Below are 15,900 nucleotides of genomic sequence, written 5' to 3' on the forward strand. Positions count from 1 at the left end.
GGAATACACTTCAGATGGCTTCCACCAGCTACGGCTTTTAAGGTAACTATCTCTATTCTATTCCCTAAATTTTAATACCATCGAACGTGCGCTGCATTTGTCATCGCCCGTTCAACAATATTTTTTTTCAAAACAAACTCTCGTCAGAGCTTTGGTCCGCGGCCTTTGGATCGCGCTTTGGCGAGCATTATCCACACAGGAGGAATTATGAACGCATTTATGCGTAAAAAAGCGGTATGGAAATATCGAAACGAGCGAGTCTTTTGGAGACTTGTGGACTCTTCTGCGGATGTGTATGTTGAAAGCGTAATAAAGGCCGGCCATGTAACGAGTTTCCTCCTGTATTTGGTGTATCGTGCACCAGGATTGATGCTCGCCATTTCAGAATGGATCTTACAAGGACCGGCTCTAAAACGTCGCGACAACCCACATGTTCCCGAAGCTGTCGAACCGAACAAGCACCTGCTTGAATCCCGGTTAAGAAGTATGATGTTTATCCGCTAATTCACAAGAGGAGGGCACAACCCTCCTCTTTTTCGTTCTGCGAATGAAGAGTTTTATTGACGGACCATTCCCTACTCGGGAAAGCTTTATAAGACGAAAGATTTTATAACCAAGGATGGACCGATGAAACTTCTGATTTCCGCATTGCTTTTGGGCCTGACACTGACTGCCTGCAAACCCGTTGAAGAACTTGAAGATGATAAACGTCCCGATGAAATCGTGAACCAGACGGATTATAGCTCCTGCAATACCAACGGTGGTTCAACAAAAACTATCATTGGTTCCTGGTACTATTTGCAAGGAATCGGCAATACCAAATTCACGAAAACTTTCACATTCTCGCGTGATTATGTACGCGTCACCAATGATTGCACATTTGACGGCGTTACTGTGCGCGCCACTTCCACTTCGCGCGTTATGCTGAGCATGGGCTCGGCGAGCTATCTGGATTCGGCTTTAAATGAAAATACATTGCAAAGAGAAGGTTATAAACTGGTTTGTCAGGCAAAAATTGAACCGCTTGATTTAAGCTATCGCTTCCAAGGTGGCTGCCTGGTTCTGGTTGACCAAAACAGCAGAGAATCCCTGACACTACTCCCTGTTACTAAGTAGTTTTAGTTCGCCCCTGATCTGTACTTCGGGGGCTTTTTTTTACTTCCCTTTACTTCCAAGCTCTTTGATCTTCTTCAAAAATTTCTCAATTTCCTGAGGCTTCCGACTCTTCAAAGAGTCCAGCTGCGTGACACCCACGGGCTTAATTCCGCAAAACTCCAAGGTGCCGGTTTTCATCATGCGAATTGTCGGATCACGATTCACTATCCAGTTATAAAACCAGGGTGCATCCGTAGTGAAAATGATTCGCCCGGTGCGCCCCTTTAACAGGCGGTCCCAGAAGGGGTCGTTTTTATGGTACTTAAAGGCAAACCCAGGCAATAACACGCGATCCAAGAATCCCTTCAATAGAGCCGGCACTGAGGACCACCACATAGGAAAGCTTATGACGATATGTTCCGCCCACTGTATATCCTTTTGCGCCTGAAGCAAATCGGGTTCTAAATCCTGAATTTTCAAATAACCCTTATGCAAGATCGGGTCAAAAGCGAGGTCAGCAAGATTCGTCAACTTTACTTCAAAACCCGCTTCCCGCGCGGCTTGCGAATAGATACGAGCGAACTCACTTCCCAGCGCGTCTACGTTTGGATGTCCATTGATAACCAAGATCTTCTTCACAGAACCTCCTCAAATACTACTGCTGCAAAGCATAACTCACTCTATTCTTTGTCACAAGGAAACCGCTGTTCTATATTTCAGGGGCTTATTAACCCTTCAAAGGACAACTCATGAAAAAAATCAAAGTTGCAAATCCCGTCGTTGAACTAGACGGCGACGAAATGACGAGAATCATCTGGAAGTTCATCAAAGAACAACTAATCCTTCCTTACCTGGACATCGACATTAAGTACTACGACTTGGGCATGGAGCATCGTGATGCTACCAACGACCAAGTGACTGTTGACGCTGCTGAAGCGATCAAAAAGTACAATGTTGGTATCAAGTGCGCGACGATCACACCTGACGAAGCACGCGTAACTGAATTCAAATTGAAACAAATGTGGAAATCACCAAACGGCACAATCCGTAACATCCTGGATGGTACTGTTTTCCGTGAACCAATCATCTGCCAAAACGTTCCACGCTTGGTACCTAACTGGACAGCACCAATCTGTATCGGCCGTCACGCATTCGGTGACCAATACCGCGCAACAGATTTCGTGACTAAAGGTAAAGGTAAATTGACTGTTACTTTCCAACCTGAAAACGGTGGCGAAACTATCACTCACGAAGTTTACAACTTCAAAGGCGATGGCGTTGCTCTAACTATGTACAACACTGACGAGTCTATCACTGGCTTCGCTCGTTCTTGCTTCAACCAAGCTTTGACGAAAAAATGGCCTTTGTACCTTTCCACTAAAAACACCATCTTGAAAAAGTACGATGGTCGTTTCAAAGATATCTTTGAAGACATCTACCAAAAAGAATTCAAAGCGAAGTTCGATGCAGCTGGCATCACTTACGAACATCGCCTGATCGACGACATGGTTGCTTCTGCTCTTAAATGGAATGGTAACTTCGTATGGGCTTGTAAGAACTACGATGGTGACGTTCAGTCTGATACAGTAGCTCAAGGTTTCGGTTCTCTTGGTTTGATGACTTCAGTTCTTGTTACTCCAGATGGTAAAACAATGGAATCTGAAGCAGCTCACGGAACTGTGACTCGTCACTACCGTCAGCACCAACAAGGTAAACCAACTTCTACAAATCCAATCGCTTCCATCTTTGCTTGGACTCGTGGTCTTGAGCACCGTGGTAACTTGGATAACAATCCTGAACTAGTTAAGTTCGCTCAAACTTTGGAAAAAGTTTGCGTGGCTACAGTTGAAGCTGGCTTCATGACTAAGGATCTTGCAGTTTGTATCTATGGCGACAAAGTTCCAGCTGACAAGTACCTGAACACTGAGCCATTCTTGGCGAAACTTGACGAGAACTTGAAAAAAGCTCTATCAATGTAATTCGAATTTTCGGATTTGAAATTTAAAAGCCCTGGGGAAACCCGGGGCTTTTTTTTGAGGTAACAGTTCCCTTTTTGGAACGCAGTGCGATCCAAAAAGGGAACTGTTACCTCTTGCGACTACCAGGTGATCTTGATGGCGTCGACGTTCTTTTTACCGGGGCCATGGAAAACGGCTTCGATGTTGTTTCCGTCGGGATCAATGACGAAAGCGGCGTAGTAACCTGGATGATAAGGACGCTCGCCAGGTTTGCCGTTGTCTTTACCGCCTGACTTCAGTGCTACTTCATAGAAGCGATCCACCATGGCACGATCTTTTGCCTGAAATGCCAGATGCGTTCTGCCGGTAAGCTCGCCTTGAGCCGCCTGGCTTGTTTTTGAAGAAATAAATAACTCATCCACCCAGATAAAGTCTTCGCCAAGGCCGCCAATAGGGATTTGCAGGGTTTCAAAAATTGGAAGGTAGAATTTTTTCGTCGCTTCAAGATCTTTTACAACAAGTTGGAGGTGATCAATCAAGCGGCCACGATAAATTTCATTTACTTCCATAAGTTTCCCCTATTGGTTGGAGTCTTCCGCGCTTCGGCCCAAGATGAATATTTTCTTTAGTTCTTGGAGTCCATCCTGAAGGCTGTGCTCGCAGCGGAATCCGGTTTTTTCGATCTTTTCATTGGAGATGACGTAGTCCCTTTTATCAGGGTCTTTCGCCTCATTGTTGGTGGTAATTCGCAGATTCGGAACCACTTTCTGAATTTCTTGGCAAAGCTCAAGTTTGGTCATGTTGGCAGCCGTTAGACCCACGTTGAAAATGCCATCTCTCAGCTTATCCCAGTTGTTTAAGGCGTGCCCGTATACTCGTGCACCATCTACCACATGCAGGAAATTTCTGCGGAAATGTCCTTCGAAAAGGTTAATTTCACCCGCAGTTTGCGCTTTCCACATAAAGTCATTCACCAGCAGATCATAGCGCATGCGATAGCTTGCACCAAACAAAGTGGCGAAACGAAATGAAACTGCGTTGCCTCGATCAAGCACAGCTTTCTCAGTTTCCACTTTCAGTCGTGCGTAGTGGGACAAGGGCTTTAATGCAGACGTTTCATCGCAGTAGGCTTCTCCACCCACGCCATATCCACTGTTGGTCATTGGGAAAAGCACCATCTGATTTTTGGATAAAAGGCTTATGCCATCAATGATGGACTGATGATTTACTGAGGTTGCGAGCTCTGGATTCTTCTCGCAGACCGGTGCGCCCGTTAAACAAGCCAGGGTAATAAAGGCGTCGCATTTCTTGAGCCAATCTGAGTAGGCTTTTGTATCGCGCGCATCCGCCTTCATCAGGTGAAAGTTTCTGTTCTTTAGGTGCGCCTGAAAAACCTTTTGATTGTACCGGAAATCATCAAGTGCGAAGACCTCGTGGCCCGATGCCAGCATCAGATCCACAAGCTGCGTACCTTTATAGCCAGCGGCTCCGGTGATCAGTACTTTCATGCGGTCACTTCTGAAAATAGCTCTGCGATATTTAGGCCCAGATCCTGTCTTAGCACTTCACGGCCGCCGTATTTATAAGTGTAGCCACCTTCCATATTGAGCGCCATACGTTTTAGCGAACAAGGGATCCCCCAGTCCGTCACTGTCTCTGAAATCATTGTGCCCAGGCCGCCGTTACGGAAATGTTCTTCAAGACAGATCACTTGTTGGTAGTGGCCAAGCTCTTTGCGAAGATTTTCATGAACCATGTCCAGACGTGCGACTTCGATAATGCTTAGATCTGGAGATTTCTCCATAATCTCTTTGGCTTTTGGAACTAGGTTTCCCGTTATCAAAAGCAATCGCTTGCCGCTGCCTCTTTTAAGGTATCTGAAGCCTTGGGTAAAGTTAATCACTGATTCACCTGGGATGTGAGGCAGAACTTCACGATCAAGGCGGATGTAGCGTGGAGTATTCGGATTATCCAATACGTACTTTGCGGCAAGCTCTGCATTTTCCGCACTGGAAATATTAAGAATTTCGATATTAGGAAAAGCCCTCATCACTGCGACGTCTTCAACTCCATGATGAGTGGGGCCCGAGTCGGCATAACTGAAACCACCACCGACACCAATGATCTGAACCGGCAGCTTCATTATCGACATCTGCACGCGGATTTTTTCAAGACAGTTAACTGTGATGAAAGAGGCAATCGCAAAGGCAAACGCCTTTTTACCTTCAAGTGCCAAGCCGGAAGCCACAAGAATCGCGTTTTGTTCAGCGATACCCGTGTTGAAAAACTGACCTGGAAGATTGCGACGAATCAGATCCAGGGCCGGAGCTCCCATATCAGCGGAAATAACGACGACATCGCGGTCCATTTTTCCACGCTCGTAAATTTCAGACAAAAGGGCGTCACGCTGGGAAAGTTCTGTGTGCATCATTAGATAGATCCTTTCGCCAGGTCTTTGCGGGCCTGATTGATTTCCTGAGTTCCTTTCGGAGGAACTCCGTGCATGACTGGATTATGCGACAATGACGGGATTCCCGCACCTTTTGTGGTTTCAGCGATGATCACCGTGGGCTTTCGTGATTTGCGATTGCGAAGGCCCGCCATGCTGTTGATCAAGGATTCGATATTATGACCATCGACTGTGATTGCATTGAATCCAAAGGCTTCAAACTTTTTATCCAGTGGTTCAAGAGCCATCATGTTTTCGGTGAAGTCAGTTGTTGCCAAGAAATTACGATCAACGATCACGACCAGGTTATTTAATTGGTTGTGAGCTGCAAACATCGCAGATTCCCAGATGGATCCTTCGTAAAGCTCTCCGTCACCCAGTAGGCAATAAACCATGTGCAGATCGCGGTTCATCTTTGCCGCAAGTGCCACACCGGTTGCGACACCAAGTCCGTGCCCCAAGGCACCGGTTGTCAGCTCTACCCCAGGAACACTGTTTTGTAAGTGCACGCCAAAGTGTCCGCCTTTTTGCGCGAATCCATTAAGCCAGTCCTTCGGAAAAAATCCTTTTCTGGAAAGAACACTGTAAATCAGCGGACTGCACTGACCTTTACTGATGATCACACGATCACGACCCGCCCACTTGGGTTCTTCAGGCTTTACGTTTACCAGACCGCCAAAATACAGACTGATCAGCACCTCTACCGAGGACATCGATGAAGTCACATGGCCGGTACCGGCTTTAATGCACATTTCTAAAACTTCTGTGCGCGTATCGTGGGCTATTTTTTTTAGTTCTTCAAAGTTCATCATTCGCCGACCTCATTCAGAGCTTTGCAAAGCTCATCGATCCATTTTAGTGGTAACCCCGGAAAGTTACCGAGGTAAAATCCGTTATGGTGAATCTGTTCAGTATTCACGTAGAAAGTTGGATCCAGTTTAATTCCTCGAGTTTTTAAAAACCCTTGTCTTGCTTGATTGCCCCCGCCAGACATTCCGCGACGGTATTCCACCCCAAGACGATTTAAGACTTGCTCCACTTGGGGTTTTAAATGCGACTGTTCTGCGCGTAACTGCAATAGCAAGGCATAGCTGGAGCTGCCCTTCACATTATAGTTCGTGAAGTACTTCTTACGATCCAGCTGTTTTAAGAATCTTAGCAGTCGCAGATTTCTTTGAACGTTATTCTTATCCAGACGTTTCAGTTGGTTAATTCCAAGGACTGCACCCAGCTCGTTGTTGCGGAAGTTATAGCCCACAACAGGGAAATCAAATTCCTTATACACGCCTTGCGAGTTACCCAAGAAGCCCAGCAGTTCATCGGGCGACGTCGATTCACGCAGAAGACCGTGCCCGCGCTTGATTCGCACTAACTGTGCAAACTTCGGGTCGTTGGTGGAGATCATGCCGCCTTCAATGGTCGTCATGTGATGGCCATAGTAAAACGAGAAGTTTGAGGCAAAACCGATACTTCCGACTTTCTTTTTGCCATAGGTGGCACCGTGGGATTCACACGCGTCTTCGATTAAAGGAATATTCTTGGCCTTTAAAAGCTCGACAATCTTTTTATCAATTCCGTTCAACCCCAAAATGTGGGTTAAGAAGACAGCTTTGGTTTTTGAAGTGATTGCCTTTTTAATGCCCTCGTAGTCCAAGGCCAGTGATTGTGGATTGATATCAACAAATACCGGAGTAAAACCATTTTCAATCACGGAAACCACATCAGATACCCAAGTCAGCGGAGGCAGAATGACTTCACCTACTCCGCCGATGTCCCTTAGAGCTGACATAGTCAGAAAGTTTGCTGCGGATCCTGAACTTACGAAAATACTGTGCTTAACCCCAAGCCATTGGGACCAGGATTTCTCGAAAAGCTTAACCTTTTCACCTTGGGTAAAACGATCCGAGGTCATGATGTGTTTAACCAGGGCTGTCTTATCAGCTTCGTTGATATTGTTCTGAATTAAGGGCCAGCGATAGCTATTCATACGATGCCCTAGCCAATACCTTGTTGATCGAGTACTTACGATCCAGGTTTATCTTCTTCAGATTCAGAATGTAGTCGTAAGTTTTTTGACCGAACTTGGTTTTAATCAAATTCAAATACGCAGGACTGTTGTGATAAATACTCCACGCCTGATCCCGGAATGTTAGTACTTCAGCAGAGCTGATGTACTTGGTCGGCAGTGGCTTGCAGTCATAGGAATGTTGGCTGTAGCCAAGCCAGGTCTCCGGAAGTTCCGTATTGTTACGAACAGCTTCGCGATAAAGTTCAGAACCAGGATATGCCATTGCGGAGTAAAAGTTGGCCGTTTCCAAGTTTAGTTCTACTGCCAAATCCAAACTTCGTTGCATGGTCTCTAGAGTATCATCCGGTAGTCCAAAAACAAAGTTTCCGTGCACGTGAATGCCGCCATCTTTCAGCATCTTGGTTTTTGCAAAGATGTCTTCTTCGGTATAGCGCCCTTTATTCACACCGCTTCTTACTTTTTGATCGAAGGCTTCGATTCCAAGCACGATCCAATTAATGCCTGCGGCTTTTAGCTTATCGACGTGTTGGGGTTTAATGGTATCGATGCGACCAAACACCCAAATATTGAAGTTGTATTTTCTTTCGATCAGAAGCTCGGCAATTCTTAGGAAGTGCTCTTCCTTCAGAACAAACATCTCGTCTGCGATTTTGATGTTTTTAATTCCCAATGCCGCATAGACATCAAATTGCTTGATGATGAATTCTGGCTCCCAGTATCTGAAGGTGCCTTGCTTACCGAAGGGCGCACTGATGCAGCAAAAGCTGCAACGAAATGGGCAACCCAAACTGGTGTAGACCGTGGCATAGGGTTGGCGCTGTTCGATGTGATCAAAACAGTGCCAGTTCGGTGCTTTGTAATTTCCCATCGGCAAGGACTTTAAATCCACTTCTGGAAATACTGTGCCCAACAACTTTTGCTCGATCAGTGGAGCCGTTGGATTATGCTCAATCTGATTGCCGTCACGGAACCACAGGCCCGGAACTTTTTTTAGATGGGCAGGGGTTTCTAGATCCGTTTGCAAAAGAGCATCTAGTGTTCTAGGGCCTTCCCCTTCACAGACAAAATCACAGGCCTCATCCTGCATTGTGCGCAGCGGAAGTGCGGAGATATGACCGCCAAGCATGATGATCTTAAGTTCAGGATCAAGTTTCTTTAATTCCGTACAAAGGTAACTTGCCCCAAACATCGCCTGCGTCGAAGCCGACGGATGCTGGCCATAGACCACAATACAGATAAGCTTGGGCTTAAGCTGGGTGATCCGATCGTAAGTTTGAGAAGTGGCCAGCGACTCGGCCGCACAATCAATTTGATCGGCATCGTAGCCCATACTTTTCATGGACGCCGTCAGCATCCCCATCCATACCGGAAGTTCCAATGTAGCGACGCCACCAGTTAAGTTTTGGTAGACGTGTTCAGAAATAGGGGGATTTAAGAAAAGTATATCCACTGAATTCACTCCAAAATTATTATTTGGATAAACAGCAGTTTGTGCAATAATTAATCATGTTATTATATTGCATTATATTTTTGCTTGTCGTTGTTTATTGGCCAACAGCCCTATACTGGAACGATGATGTGTTATGGGCTCGCGGGATTTCCAATTACATTGATTGGCCGGTGCATTTCGCTCACGCAACCAAAGTTCAATACCAAACCCTGATAGAGTGGTACACCCACAATCCTTTTGTATATAATACTCGCAATAACTATCCATTTTGGGCAGATGTTCCTTCTGGTTTACTTCTAAGATTGGGCGTTCCCTTCAAAACGGCATTTCTTATTCCTTCAATTCTGTTTACGGCTCTTTTTATTTATTGTGTTTACAGATTTCTGCGAAGAAGGAACTTCGATAAAAACTCCATTGCAGCCTCATTGTTCTTGTTTCTGTTTTCCAGCATGCCGAACGGCGAGGGCACTCAGCCGCAACTTTGGTTAAATACATTCAGTCCAAATCGAAGTCTGCTTTTGACTTTTAGTTTATTGCTCATTGTTTACGACACGTTTAGTGATCTTCTTGCTTCAAACGTCAAAGAAACAGTTAAACAACGCGCACTTACCTGTTTGAAATTAACATCGATTACTCTTTTGATGTGCCTGACTCATCCACATACTTTGCTATCTACAGCTGTGGTGGCCATCGCATTTACCATTGTAATCTTCAAAAGAAAACACACCATCCCCATCGAATCGATAGCTTGGGCACTTTTAAGTCTAGCAATTGTATTCACCTTTAAGAATCTTTTGTGGGGAGAAGCCACCAGTGGCTACCCAATCTTTAGACCCAATTGGACTGCTGAAAGATTTTTTGTAAGTCCAATACTCTTTTGGCCCTTATTTGGCGGAGTCGTGTACGTGCTTGGTATTGCTCTTGCAGCATTCAAAAAGCGCTACTTTGAACTCTTGCTTATTTTATCTCTAACACTTTTGCATCTACTATTTCAATGGCAGATCAATGAGTATGATAATATCAAAAACACGCTACTAATGATGTTCCTCTGCTCAATTATGATCGTAGAGTTGCTGCCGTTTCGGAAATTGCTTCCGGTAATTTGCCTTATTTGTGTGATTCCTTCCTTAAAGGAATGGACCGAAATTTACCCAATAACTTCACAAACAGAGATGGCCATCGCCGAGAGAATTCAGGCCGACACCCCTAAAGATTATGTTGCGATTATTGATAGCCGACACAATCATCTTGTACCGATGTTCACCACCGTTCCCGTCATGGCTTGGTGGGACTTTTACTCGTGGACACTGGGGTTAAACTCAAAACCAGAAACGATATTTAGATTTGAAGCACTTCAGTTACCTCAAAAAGCAGTTTACACAAAACCACTACTACTCGTTGCGCGCCAAGATGGGAGCTATTCACAGCACGAAATCGAAGGACGATTCAAAGATCTGACAGGCAGCTATCTGCAATTTAACCAGGACTTTTTAGGGAACCTTGCCCCCTTTGAACAATTTCCTGGTTACACGATATTCCGCAAGTTACCCAGATCCCCTTAAGGATGCTCCAAATTTACGACTTCATTTACTATGTAGTGAGGCCGATTGCGGGTAGCCGTGTGAACTTGGCGAATATAGAAACCAAAAAGCCAGACAGTAAAGAACAACGCTGAAAATCCGAAGCTGACCACGGCAAGCAGCAATGTGTTCTGATTAAATGTTTTCAAAAGCGAAACCAAGCCCGCTAACGCCCCTAATAAGAATACAGCACCCACGAAAAATGGTAAATGGAGTGGGAAGTATGAGAAGTGGGTCCAAGCTCTGAAAAATTCCAAATAGCTGCGCGTGCCACCCAATGAAAACTTCGTTTCACCGGCAAAACGCGGCTGTCTTTGAAACGGTAAGTATGCCTGCTTAAGTCCAATCCAATCCGTGTATGCTCGGAAATAGGGATCAAATTCCCCAGAGCGCAGAATTTCATTCACTGCACGGCGGGTAAGAAGCTTGAAGTTACCGCAATCGATTGAATACTTAAATGGATAAGACATTGCTAGTACGCGGTAGGAAAGTTTTAACATGATTCTCTTATAAAGAGTTTCGCCGTGACGTTCCACCATATGGGTATTCACCACGTCCGCTTGTGTAGTTTTATGCATCTTAATCAGTTCGGAAAATAGCTCTGGCGGATCCTGAAGATCGGAATCCATTGTGATAACCAAATCACCCTTAGCAACTTTAAGTCCGGCGAAGAAGCAAATATCGCGACCCATCTTCCGGGTCATCTGTAGCATGCGGATTCTTTTGTCAGATTGAATGGCATCTTTGATTAAGCTTGGGGAAAAGTCCCTGGAGTGGTCATCGACGAAAATCATTTCGCCATCGATGCCAAACTCTTGCTTAACTTTATCCAAAGCCTGCCCACAGCGATTGATAAATTCCTGAATCGTCGCGCCTTCATTTAAATTCGTAAGTACCACTGATAGAAGCATATCATCCACTTTGCCATAGCCGTTTTGATCATGCTAGCTTTAAAGAATGAAGACTTCATCTGCGACCGAAGCCATTTTCTTTTATCTGATCCCCTTGGTTTTTCTGGGAAGCTATCTATTTACTGCGGTCAATGAAGTCAAATATGGGCTAAATCGGGATTACGCTGAGGGAACGACTTTGGCTTTCATAGAGAAGTATCGAAGCTCCGAAAGTCCACGAAAGCTTTACTCTGAAGAAGCCTATGAACAGGGCGAGACGATTGGTTATCCAGTTTTGCATTTGGCGTTAATTTCAAAACTATCTAATAACGCAAATGAGGCTCTGGCTTCCGGCCGACTAATCTCAGTCATGAGTGCTCTTGTTATCGGAATTCTGTCCTGGATGATCCTGTTTCAATTTGGCCTTAAGAATCTGAAGTTCCTGCCCTTAATTGCAACTTTGGTATTATATCAATCCGCTGTATTCGATTGGTCTCTTCTGGCCCGCGCGGATCTTCTTGCTGCGCTTTTTGAAGTATTGGGAATTCTACTTTTTTTCAGATCAATCAAAGATACAAAAAGGAATTATTGGGGACCATTTGCCTGCTTTGCCCTTGCATTTCTTTGCAAACAGAATGTCATAGCCGGCCCGCTTTTGTTGGCTGTTCTTGAGCTTCTAAAAAATCGAAAAGCGTTCCTCAAATCAGTTCCATCTATTGCACTGGGTGTTGCTATTCTAGGACTTGTGGTGACTTGGCTGTTAGGTCCTAATTACTGGCATCACACCATCACTCAACTTCGCGGGCAGCCATTTTACCTATCAAGACTTCTGGAACTGACCTCCGGGTATTTGGCAGCTCATGTATTTTTGTTTGGATTGGCCTTTGTTGGATTTAGATCTTCAAGTAACTCCACTATCAGAACTTTCTTGCTTTGTTGGATTTTGATTGCAAGCGCACTTGTACTTCTTGGACTTGGCCGTTCAGGGTCGAATTTCAACTACTTCATCTCTTTAAGCATACCTTTGGCGCTTCTGGCATTCTTGGGTATTCAATCACTTTTGACTACCAAGTTGAATACTCATCGAGCGGCTTCCGTCGTTATTTTACTGCTATTCTTTGCAATGACATACGCCGAGAACCACAATCTATCCGGCAAGTTCACGTATCTTAATCACCGCGCTTGGCCCCCAACCAGGCAAGATCCTGAAGCTGCATTGGCTAACACAAAGAATCACCTTGGAGAAACTGGCGCTTCTTCCGTGTTTTGCGATGAACCTGGTATTTGTACTCTTTTAGGATACCCGGCGAATTATATGTATTTTGAAAATCAGATTGGCGCTGGCACTAACACTTCGGGGACATTGAAAGCCAACTACGACGCCCTTTTATTTACAGAGTATCCGGATAAGAATCTGGCGTGGACTCAGTTCAAATTGCCACCAGGTTTCTTGGATGTGATTTCCGAGAACTACCATTTACAAAGAATTACGGATTTAGGATTCATTTTCGTTCGCAAGAAGTGATCAAAGAATCTGACATTGATTGTTCTGAACCAAGATAACCTGGTCAAAAATGCAGTTATACTTAAACCCAAACCAACCCGGGTGCTCCACCCATTCGACATTAGTTAGTTCTTTTTTTACCAAGTAAGCTTCTGCATTGGAATTTGCAGGGGGAATTCTGACTTGAACCAAGCCTTCGATCTGCTTCCAGTCACTTAACTGTCCTTCTGGGGAACAAAGCTCATGGGAAAATTGAGTTTTCTGAATCTGACAGATCTCATTTTGGGTGGACAGGTAATAGTAGCGCTGACTGGCTAGCATCGCTACCAGAATAAAGACACCTACCAGAATCAGGATATTTAACTTGGAAATATTCACTTGGAATATTGTTGCTTTCGCCTTCTGGTTAGTCACTAAATAAACTATGGCTAGTCAAAAAGTTTTACTACTGGGAAAATCGGGTCTGATCGGCAATGCTTTGGCAAAAAAACTAACGAATGCTTCAGCATTCCACGTGCTCGCGCCGTCCTCCCAGGAACTAAATCTTTTGAACGCGACGGAAGTAGAAGAATACTTTTCTACACACAGACCCGATATAGTTATTAACGCCTCGGGGAAAAGTGGCGGAGTCGCGGCCAATGTTAAAATGCCCGCCGATTTTTCCCTGGAAAATACGATCATGAGCACTTCTGTGCTAAATGCCTCCCTGAAATACAAAGCTTCTAAGTTAGTTCAGTTTATTCCGGCATGTGTCTATCCGCTGAATGCATCCTTACCTTATCGCGAATCCTCGATTCTAAGTGGACCCATAGAAGAAAGCAGCAAGCACTTTGCGGTTGCCAAGTTAAATGCACTTTCCATGGCCGAGGCAATGAACAGACAGTATGGCACCAAATTCATTTCGGTAATTCCGAGTAACGTCTATGGCCCGCAAAGTCGCGAAGCCTCTGAGAATTCTCATGTCATTCCCTCCCTTCTTAAAAGAATGGAACAAGCGAATTCCACCCAAGCAGCGACCGTTGAAATTTGGGGTGATGGTGACAATCAACGAGATTTCCTGCATGCAGACGATTTGGCAGCGGCAACCATGCACATCCTTCAATATGAGCAAGCGCCTTCCGTCATCAATGTCGGAAGCAATGAACTTACCTCGATAGCGGAGCTTGCCACTCTTATTCAATCACACGTTGGATTTTCCGGAAGTTTAAGTTTCGTGAACAACGGACTCTCAGGCGCCAAACATAAGTATCTGGATACCTCAGTAATGAGTCAGCTTGGTTGGAAAGCGCAGATTCCCCTGAAAAAAGGTATTACGACTTTACGATCTTGATGTTCGCAGGATGCCGCATTCCATCTACAGGGGAGAAAATGTCACCGTCGCCATCAGGTGAATGCACGCGCAAAGATTTTCCGATTTCAAAAAAATCCTGACTGGATAGCTTTTGGCGCTCTGCCAATAAATTATGTTCATCCGGAAAAATATCATTCGAATAGTTTTTCAAAACCACATTCAGATCAATAGAAACCCTAGGCCCCGCGTTGGGATGTCGATAAGTTCCGTGCAGCAAAGACGAATCCACCATTAAAACTTGGCCTGCTTGACTGGATACAGAAAGTTCCTGACTGTTGCGAATCAATTCATTCGCATCATGATAGCTTGCCAGGGGTCTTAACCAGTCTGCGTTCATTTCAGCGCCAGGCTTCCAAACCTTTAGAAGATTGTTTTCCATATCCCCCAAGACAGGAATATGCAAAAGAACTGATCGCTTGGAACAACCCACCCAAGTTTCAGAGTGAGGAAGCTCTGTCGGATAACTTAGGACATCAGATGTTTTCACCGCGCCTTTTAGCCGAATATTAAATGGGTAGATCCAGAATTCAGCACCCTCACGAAGATTTGACTGCGTCATTACTTCTGCGATTACGCGATGGACGTTGGTGAAAGCCAGGTCACAGTACGACTTGGGTATCACAATGCCCGATGTACTTACATTCTTGGCCTTGCTTGAAAAGGCCTCTAAAAAGTCCGACAAGACTTCTTTTTTAACAGCTGCATGGTGCGAGGACGTGTACAGATAGTCCATCACCGTTTTCTGTAACTCAGAAAACAAATTTTTGGGAATTTGAAAACTTGCCGTCAATGATTCCTGCGTTTGGAACCCCGTCTGAGCCACAGCTGCATCAAAGTGCTTTTTTCTTAGAAGCTGATATTCGTTCATACCACTTCTCGCATCAGTATCGACTGTAAACGGCGGAATCCATCCTCTGTGCCAAAATCAATTTCAGCGAAATTAGCAGAGTAAAATTCAGCGGCATTCTTTATTTTCGGAAACACATCCTTTTCAAAAGAACAGCACTCCGGAAGACCCAGCGATTTCCAATTCAGAAAAACATCTGAATTCAACAATGCTATGCCTGTATAAGAAAATTCGTCAGTATTGTATAAATCTGGCCAGTGCATGGTCTTAGCGGCCTGCAGAAGCTGAGCATTTGAGTGAGATGCTCGTGAACTTAATAGAAACACCGAATTCGTACCTAGCAAACGCTCTTGAAAGAACAGAAATGGATTCTCGTCAAAGAAAGTGTCCGCATTGGACAGAATAAACCGTGATTCATCCAGGAATGGAGCGATTAAAGAGAGCGCACCGCCTGTTCCCAAACGAGTCTCCTCTTTTGGAAATGAAAATCTTATTGGATAACTACTTTGTTTGATATGCGCACTAATGGATTCAAGGGCAGGACCGGCAAGAACAATCACGTGATTAATTCCAGCCTCAATTGCCTGACTTAAAAGATAGTCGATGAATACCATGTCGCCAAATCGGCTTAAGCACTTTACCTGGTCATCCGTTTTCAAAAAATCATTCAAGCGAGAGGCTTTGCCCCCAGCCAGCAGAACTAAAGTTTTTGTTTCCAATTCTGTAGTTCCCAAAGTAGCATTTCCC

At 44.8% G+C, this 15,900-nt stretch carries 17 protein-coding genes; 6 read left to right on the plus strand and 11 right to left on the minus strand.

The window, feature by feature from the left end:
* Window positions 1-207 precede the first annotated feature (207 nt).
* Window positions 208-504 (plus strand): hypothetical protein, encoded by a 297-nt coding sequence (locus ACLVWU_RS17615; protein ID WP_413576203.1) that lies wholly within the window; start codon window positions 208-210, stop codon window positions 502-504.
* A gap of 123 nt (window positions 505-627) precedes the next feature.
* Entirely contained in the window at window positions 628-1,116 is a 489-nt protein-coding gene (locus ACLVWU_RS17620) for a hypothetical protein (RefSeq protein ID WP_413576204.1), read from the plus strand.
* Between the two features lie 39 nt (window positions 1,117-1,155).
* Here the strand turns inward: ACLVWU_RS17620 and ACLVWU_RS17625 are convergent, their stop codons facing one another.
* Entirely contained in the window at window positions 1,156-1,734 is a 579-nt protein-coding gene (locus ACLVWU_RS17625; protein ID WP_413576205.1) for an NAD(P)H-dependent oxidoreductase, read from the minus strand.
* 110 nt (window positions 1,735-1,844) lie between these two features.
* On the opposite strand from ACLVWU_RS17625, the gene ACLVWU_RS17630 reads away from it, so the two are divergent.
* The gene (locus ACLVWU_RS17630) at window positions 1,845-3,074 is read left to right on the plus strand and encodes an NADP-dependent isocitrate dehydrogenase (protein ID WP_413576206.1); all 1,230 of its coding nucleotides are present in this window, start codon (window positions 1,845-1,847) and stop codon (window positions 3,072-3,074) included.
* A gap of 119 nt (window positions 3,075-3,193) precedes the next feature.
* Here the strand turns inward: ACLVWU_RS17630 and ACLVWU_RS17635 are convergent, their stop codons facing one another.
* Genes ACLVWU_RS17635 through ACLVWU_RS17660 form a run of 6 tightly spaced genes read right to left on the minus strand, consistent with a single transcriptional unit; the run spans window position 3,194 to window position 8,981 of the window.
* The gene (locus ACLVWU_RS17635; protein WP_413576207.1) at window positions 3,194-3,622 is read right to left on the minus strand and encodes a VOC family protein; all 429 of its coding nucleotides are present in this window, start codon (window positions 3,620-3,622) and stop codon (window positions 3,194-3,196) included.
* A gap of 9 nt (window positions 3,623-3,631) precedes the next feature.
* The gene (locus ACLVWU_RS17640; protein WP_413576208.1) at window positions 3,632-4,561 is read right to left on the minus strand and encodes an NAD-dependent epimerase/dehydratase family protein; all 930 of its coding nucleotides are present in this window, start codon (window positions 4,559-4,561) and stop codon (window positions 3,632-3,634) included.
* A complete protein-coding gene (locus ACLVWU_RS17645) occupies window positions 4,558-5,484 on the minus strand; it encodes a transketolase family protein (protein WP_413576209.1) in 927 nt (308 codons plus the stop codon). The genes ACLVWU_RS17640 and ACLVWU_RS17645 overlap by 4 nt, the downstream gene beginning before the upstream one ends.
* Window positions 5,484-6,314, minus strand: a complete 831-nt coding sequence (locus tag ACLVWU_RS17650; protein WP_413576210.1) for a transketolase — start codon at window positions 6,312-6,314, stop codon at window positions 5,484-5,486. Before ACLVWU_RS17650 ends, ACLVWU_RS17645 begins: the two co-directional genes overlap by 1 nt.
* The gene (locus ACLVWU_RS17655) at window positions 6,311-7,489 is read right to left on the minus strand and encodes a DegT/DnrJ/EryC1/StrS family aminotransferase (protein WP_413576211.1); all 1,179 of its coding nucleotides are present in this window, start codon (window positions 7,487-7,489) and stop codon (window positions 6,311-6,313) included. The genes ACLVWU_RS17650 and ACLVWU_RS17655 overlap by 4 nt, the downstream gene beginning before the upstream one ends.
* Window positions 7,482-8,981 carry a B12-binding domain-containing radical SAM protein gene (locus ACLVWU_RS17660; RefSeq protein WP_413576212.1) on the minus strand — a complete coding sequence of 500 codons (1,500 nt, stop codon included), beginning with the start codon at window positions 8,979-8,981 and terminating at the stop codon, window positions 7,482-7,484. The genes ACLVWU_RS17655 and ACLVWU_RS17660 overlap by 8 nt, the downstream gene beginning before the upstream one ends.
* A 128-nt stretch (window positions 8,982-9,109) precedes the next feature.
* On the opposite strand from ACLVWU_RS17660, the gene ACLVWU_RS17665 reads away from it, so the two are divergent.
* Entirely contained in the window at window positions 9,110-10,543 is a 1,434-nt protein-coding gene (locus ACLVWU_RS17665) for a hypothetical protein (RefSeq protein WP_413576213.1), read from the plus strand.
* Here the strand turns inward: ACLVWU_RS17665 and ACLVWU_RS17670 are convergent.
* Complete coding sequence (locus ACLVWU_RS17670; protein ID WP_413576214.1) at window positions 10,540-11,472, minus strand: glycosyltransferase; 933 nt, start codon at window positions 11,470-11,472, stop codon at window positions 10,540-10,542. The two genes, ACLVWU_RS17665 and ACLVWU_RS17670, sit on opposite strands and share 4 nt — an antisense overlap.
* Window positions 11,473-11,518: 46 nt before the next feature.
* Between ACLVWU_RS17670 and ACLVWU_RS17675 the strand changes: the two genes are divergently transcribed.
* Window positions 11,519-12,976, plus strand: coding sequence for a hypothetical protein (locus ACLVWU_RS17675; RefSeq protein ID WP_413576215.1), 1,458 nt, complete (start codon window positions 11,519-11,521; stop codon window positions 12,974-12,976).
* Here ACLVWU_RS17675 and ACLVWU_RS17680 read toward each other — a convergent pair whose 3' ends face one another.
* Complete coding sequence (locus tag ACLVWU_RS17680; RefSeq protein WP_413576216.1) at window positions 12,977-13,369, minus strand: hypothetical protein; 393 nt, start codon at window positions 13,367-13,369, stop codon at window positions 12,977-12,979.
* A 10-nt stretch (window positions 13,370-13,379) separates the two neighbouring features.
* Here ACLVWU_RS17680 and ACLVWU_RS17685 point away from each other — a divergent pair, with 10 nt between their 5' ends.
* Entirely contained in the window at window positions 13,380-14,285 is a 906-nt protein-coding gene (locus ACLVWU_RS17685) for an NAD-dependent epimerase/dehydratase family protein (RefSeq protein ID WP_413576217.1), read from the plus strand.
* Here the strand turns inward: ACLVWU_RS17685 and ACLVWU_RS17690 are convergent.
* Together ACLVWU_RS17690 and ACLVWU_RS17695 are read right to left on the minus strand one after the other, a co-directional pair.
* Window positions 14,266-15,174, minus strand: coding sequence for a hypothetical protein (locus tag ACLVWU_RS17690; RefSeq protein WP_413576218.1), 909 nt, complete (start codon window positions 15,172-15,174; stop codon window positions 14,266-14,268). The genes ACLVWU_RS17685 and ACLVWU_RS17690 overlap by 20 nt on opposite strands.
* A complete protein-coding gene (locus ACLVWU_RS17695) occupies window positions 15,171-15,887 on the minus strand; it encodes a sugar phosphate nucleotidyltransferase (RefSeq protein ID WP_413576219.1) in 717 nt (238 codons plus the stop codon). Before ACLVWU_RS17695 ends, ACLVWU_RS17690 begins: the two co-directional genes overlap by 4 nt.
* Window positions 15,888-15,900: the final 13 nt, after the last annotated feature.

It is taken from the genome of Bdellovibrio sp. HCB290 (assembly GCF_047305925.1).
In the GTDB taxonomy this organism is placed as follows: Bacteria; Bdellovibrionota; Bdellovibrionia; order Bdellovibrionales; family Bdellovibrionaceae; genus Bdellovibrio.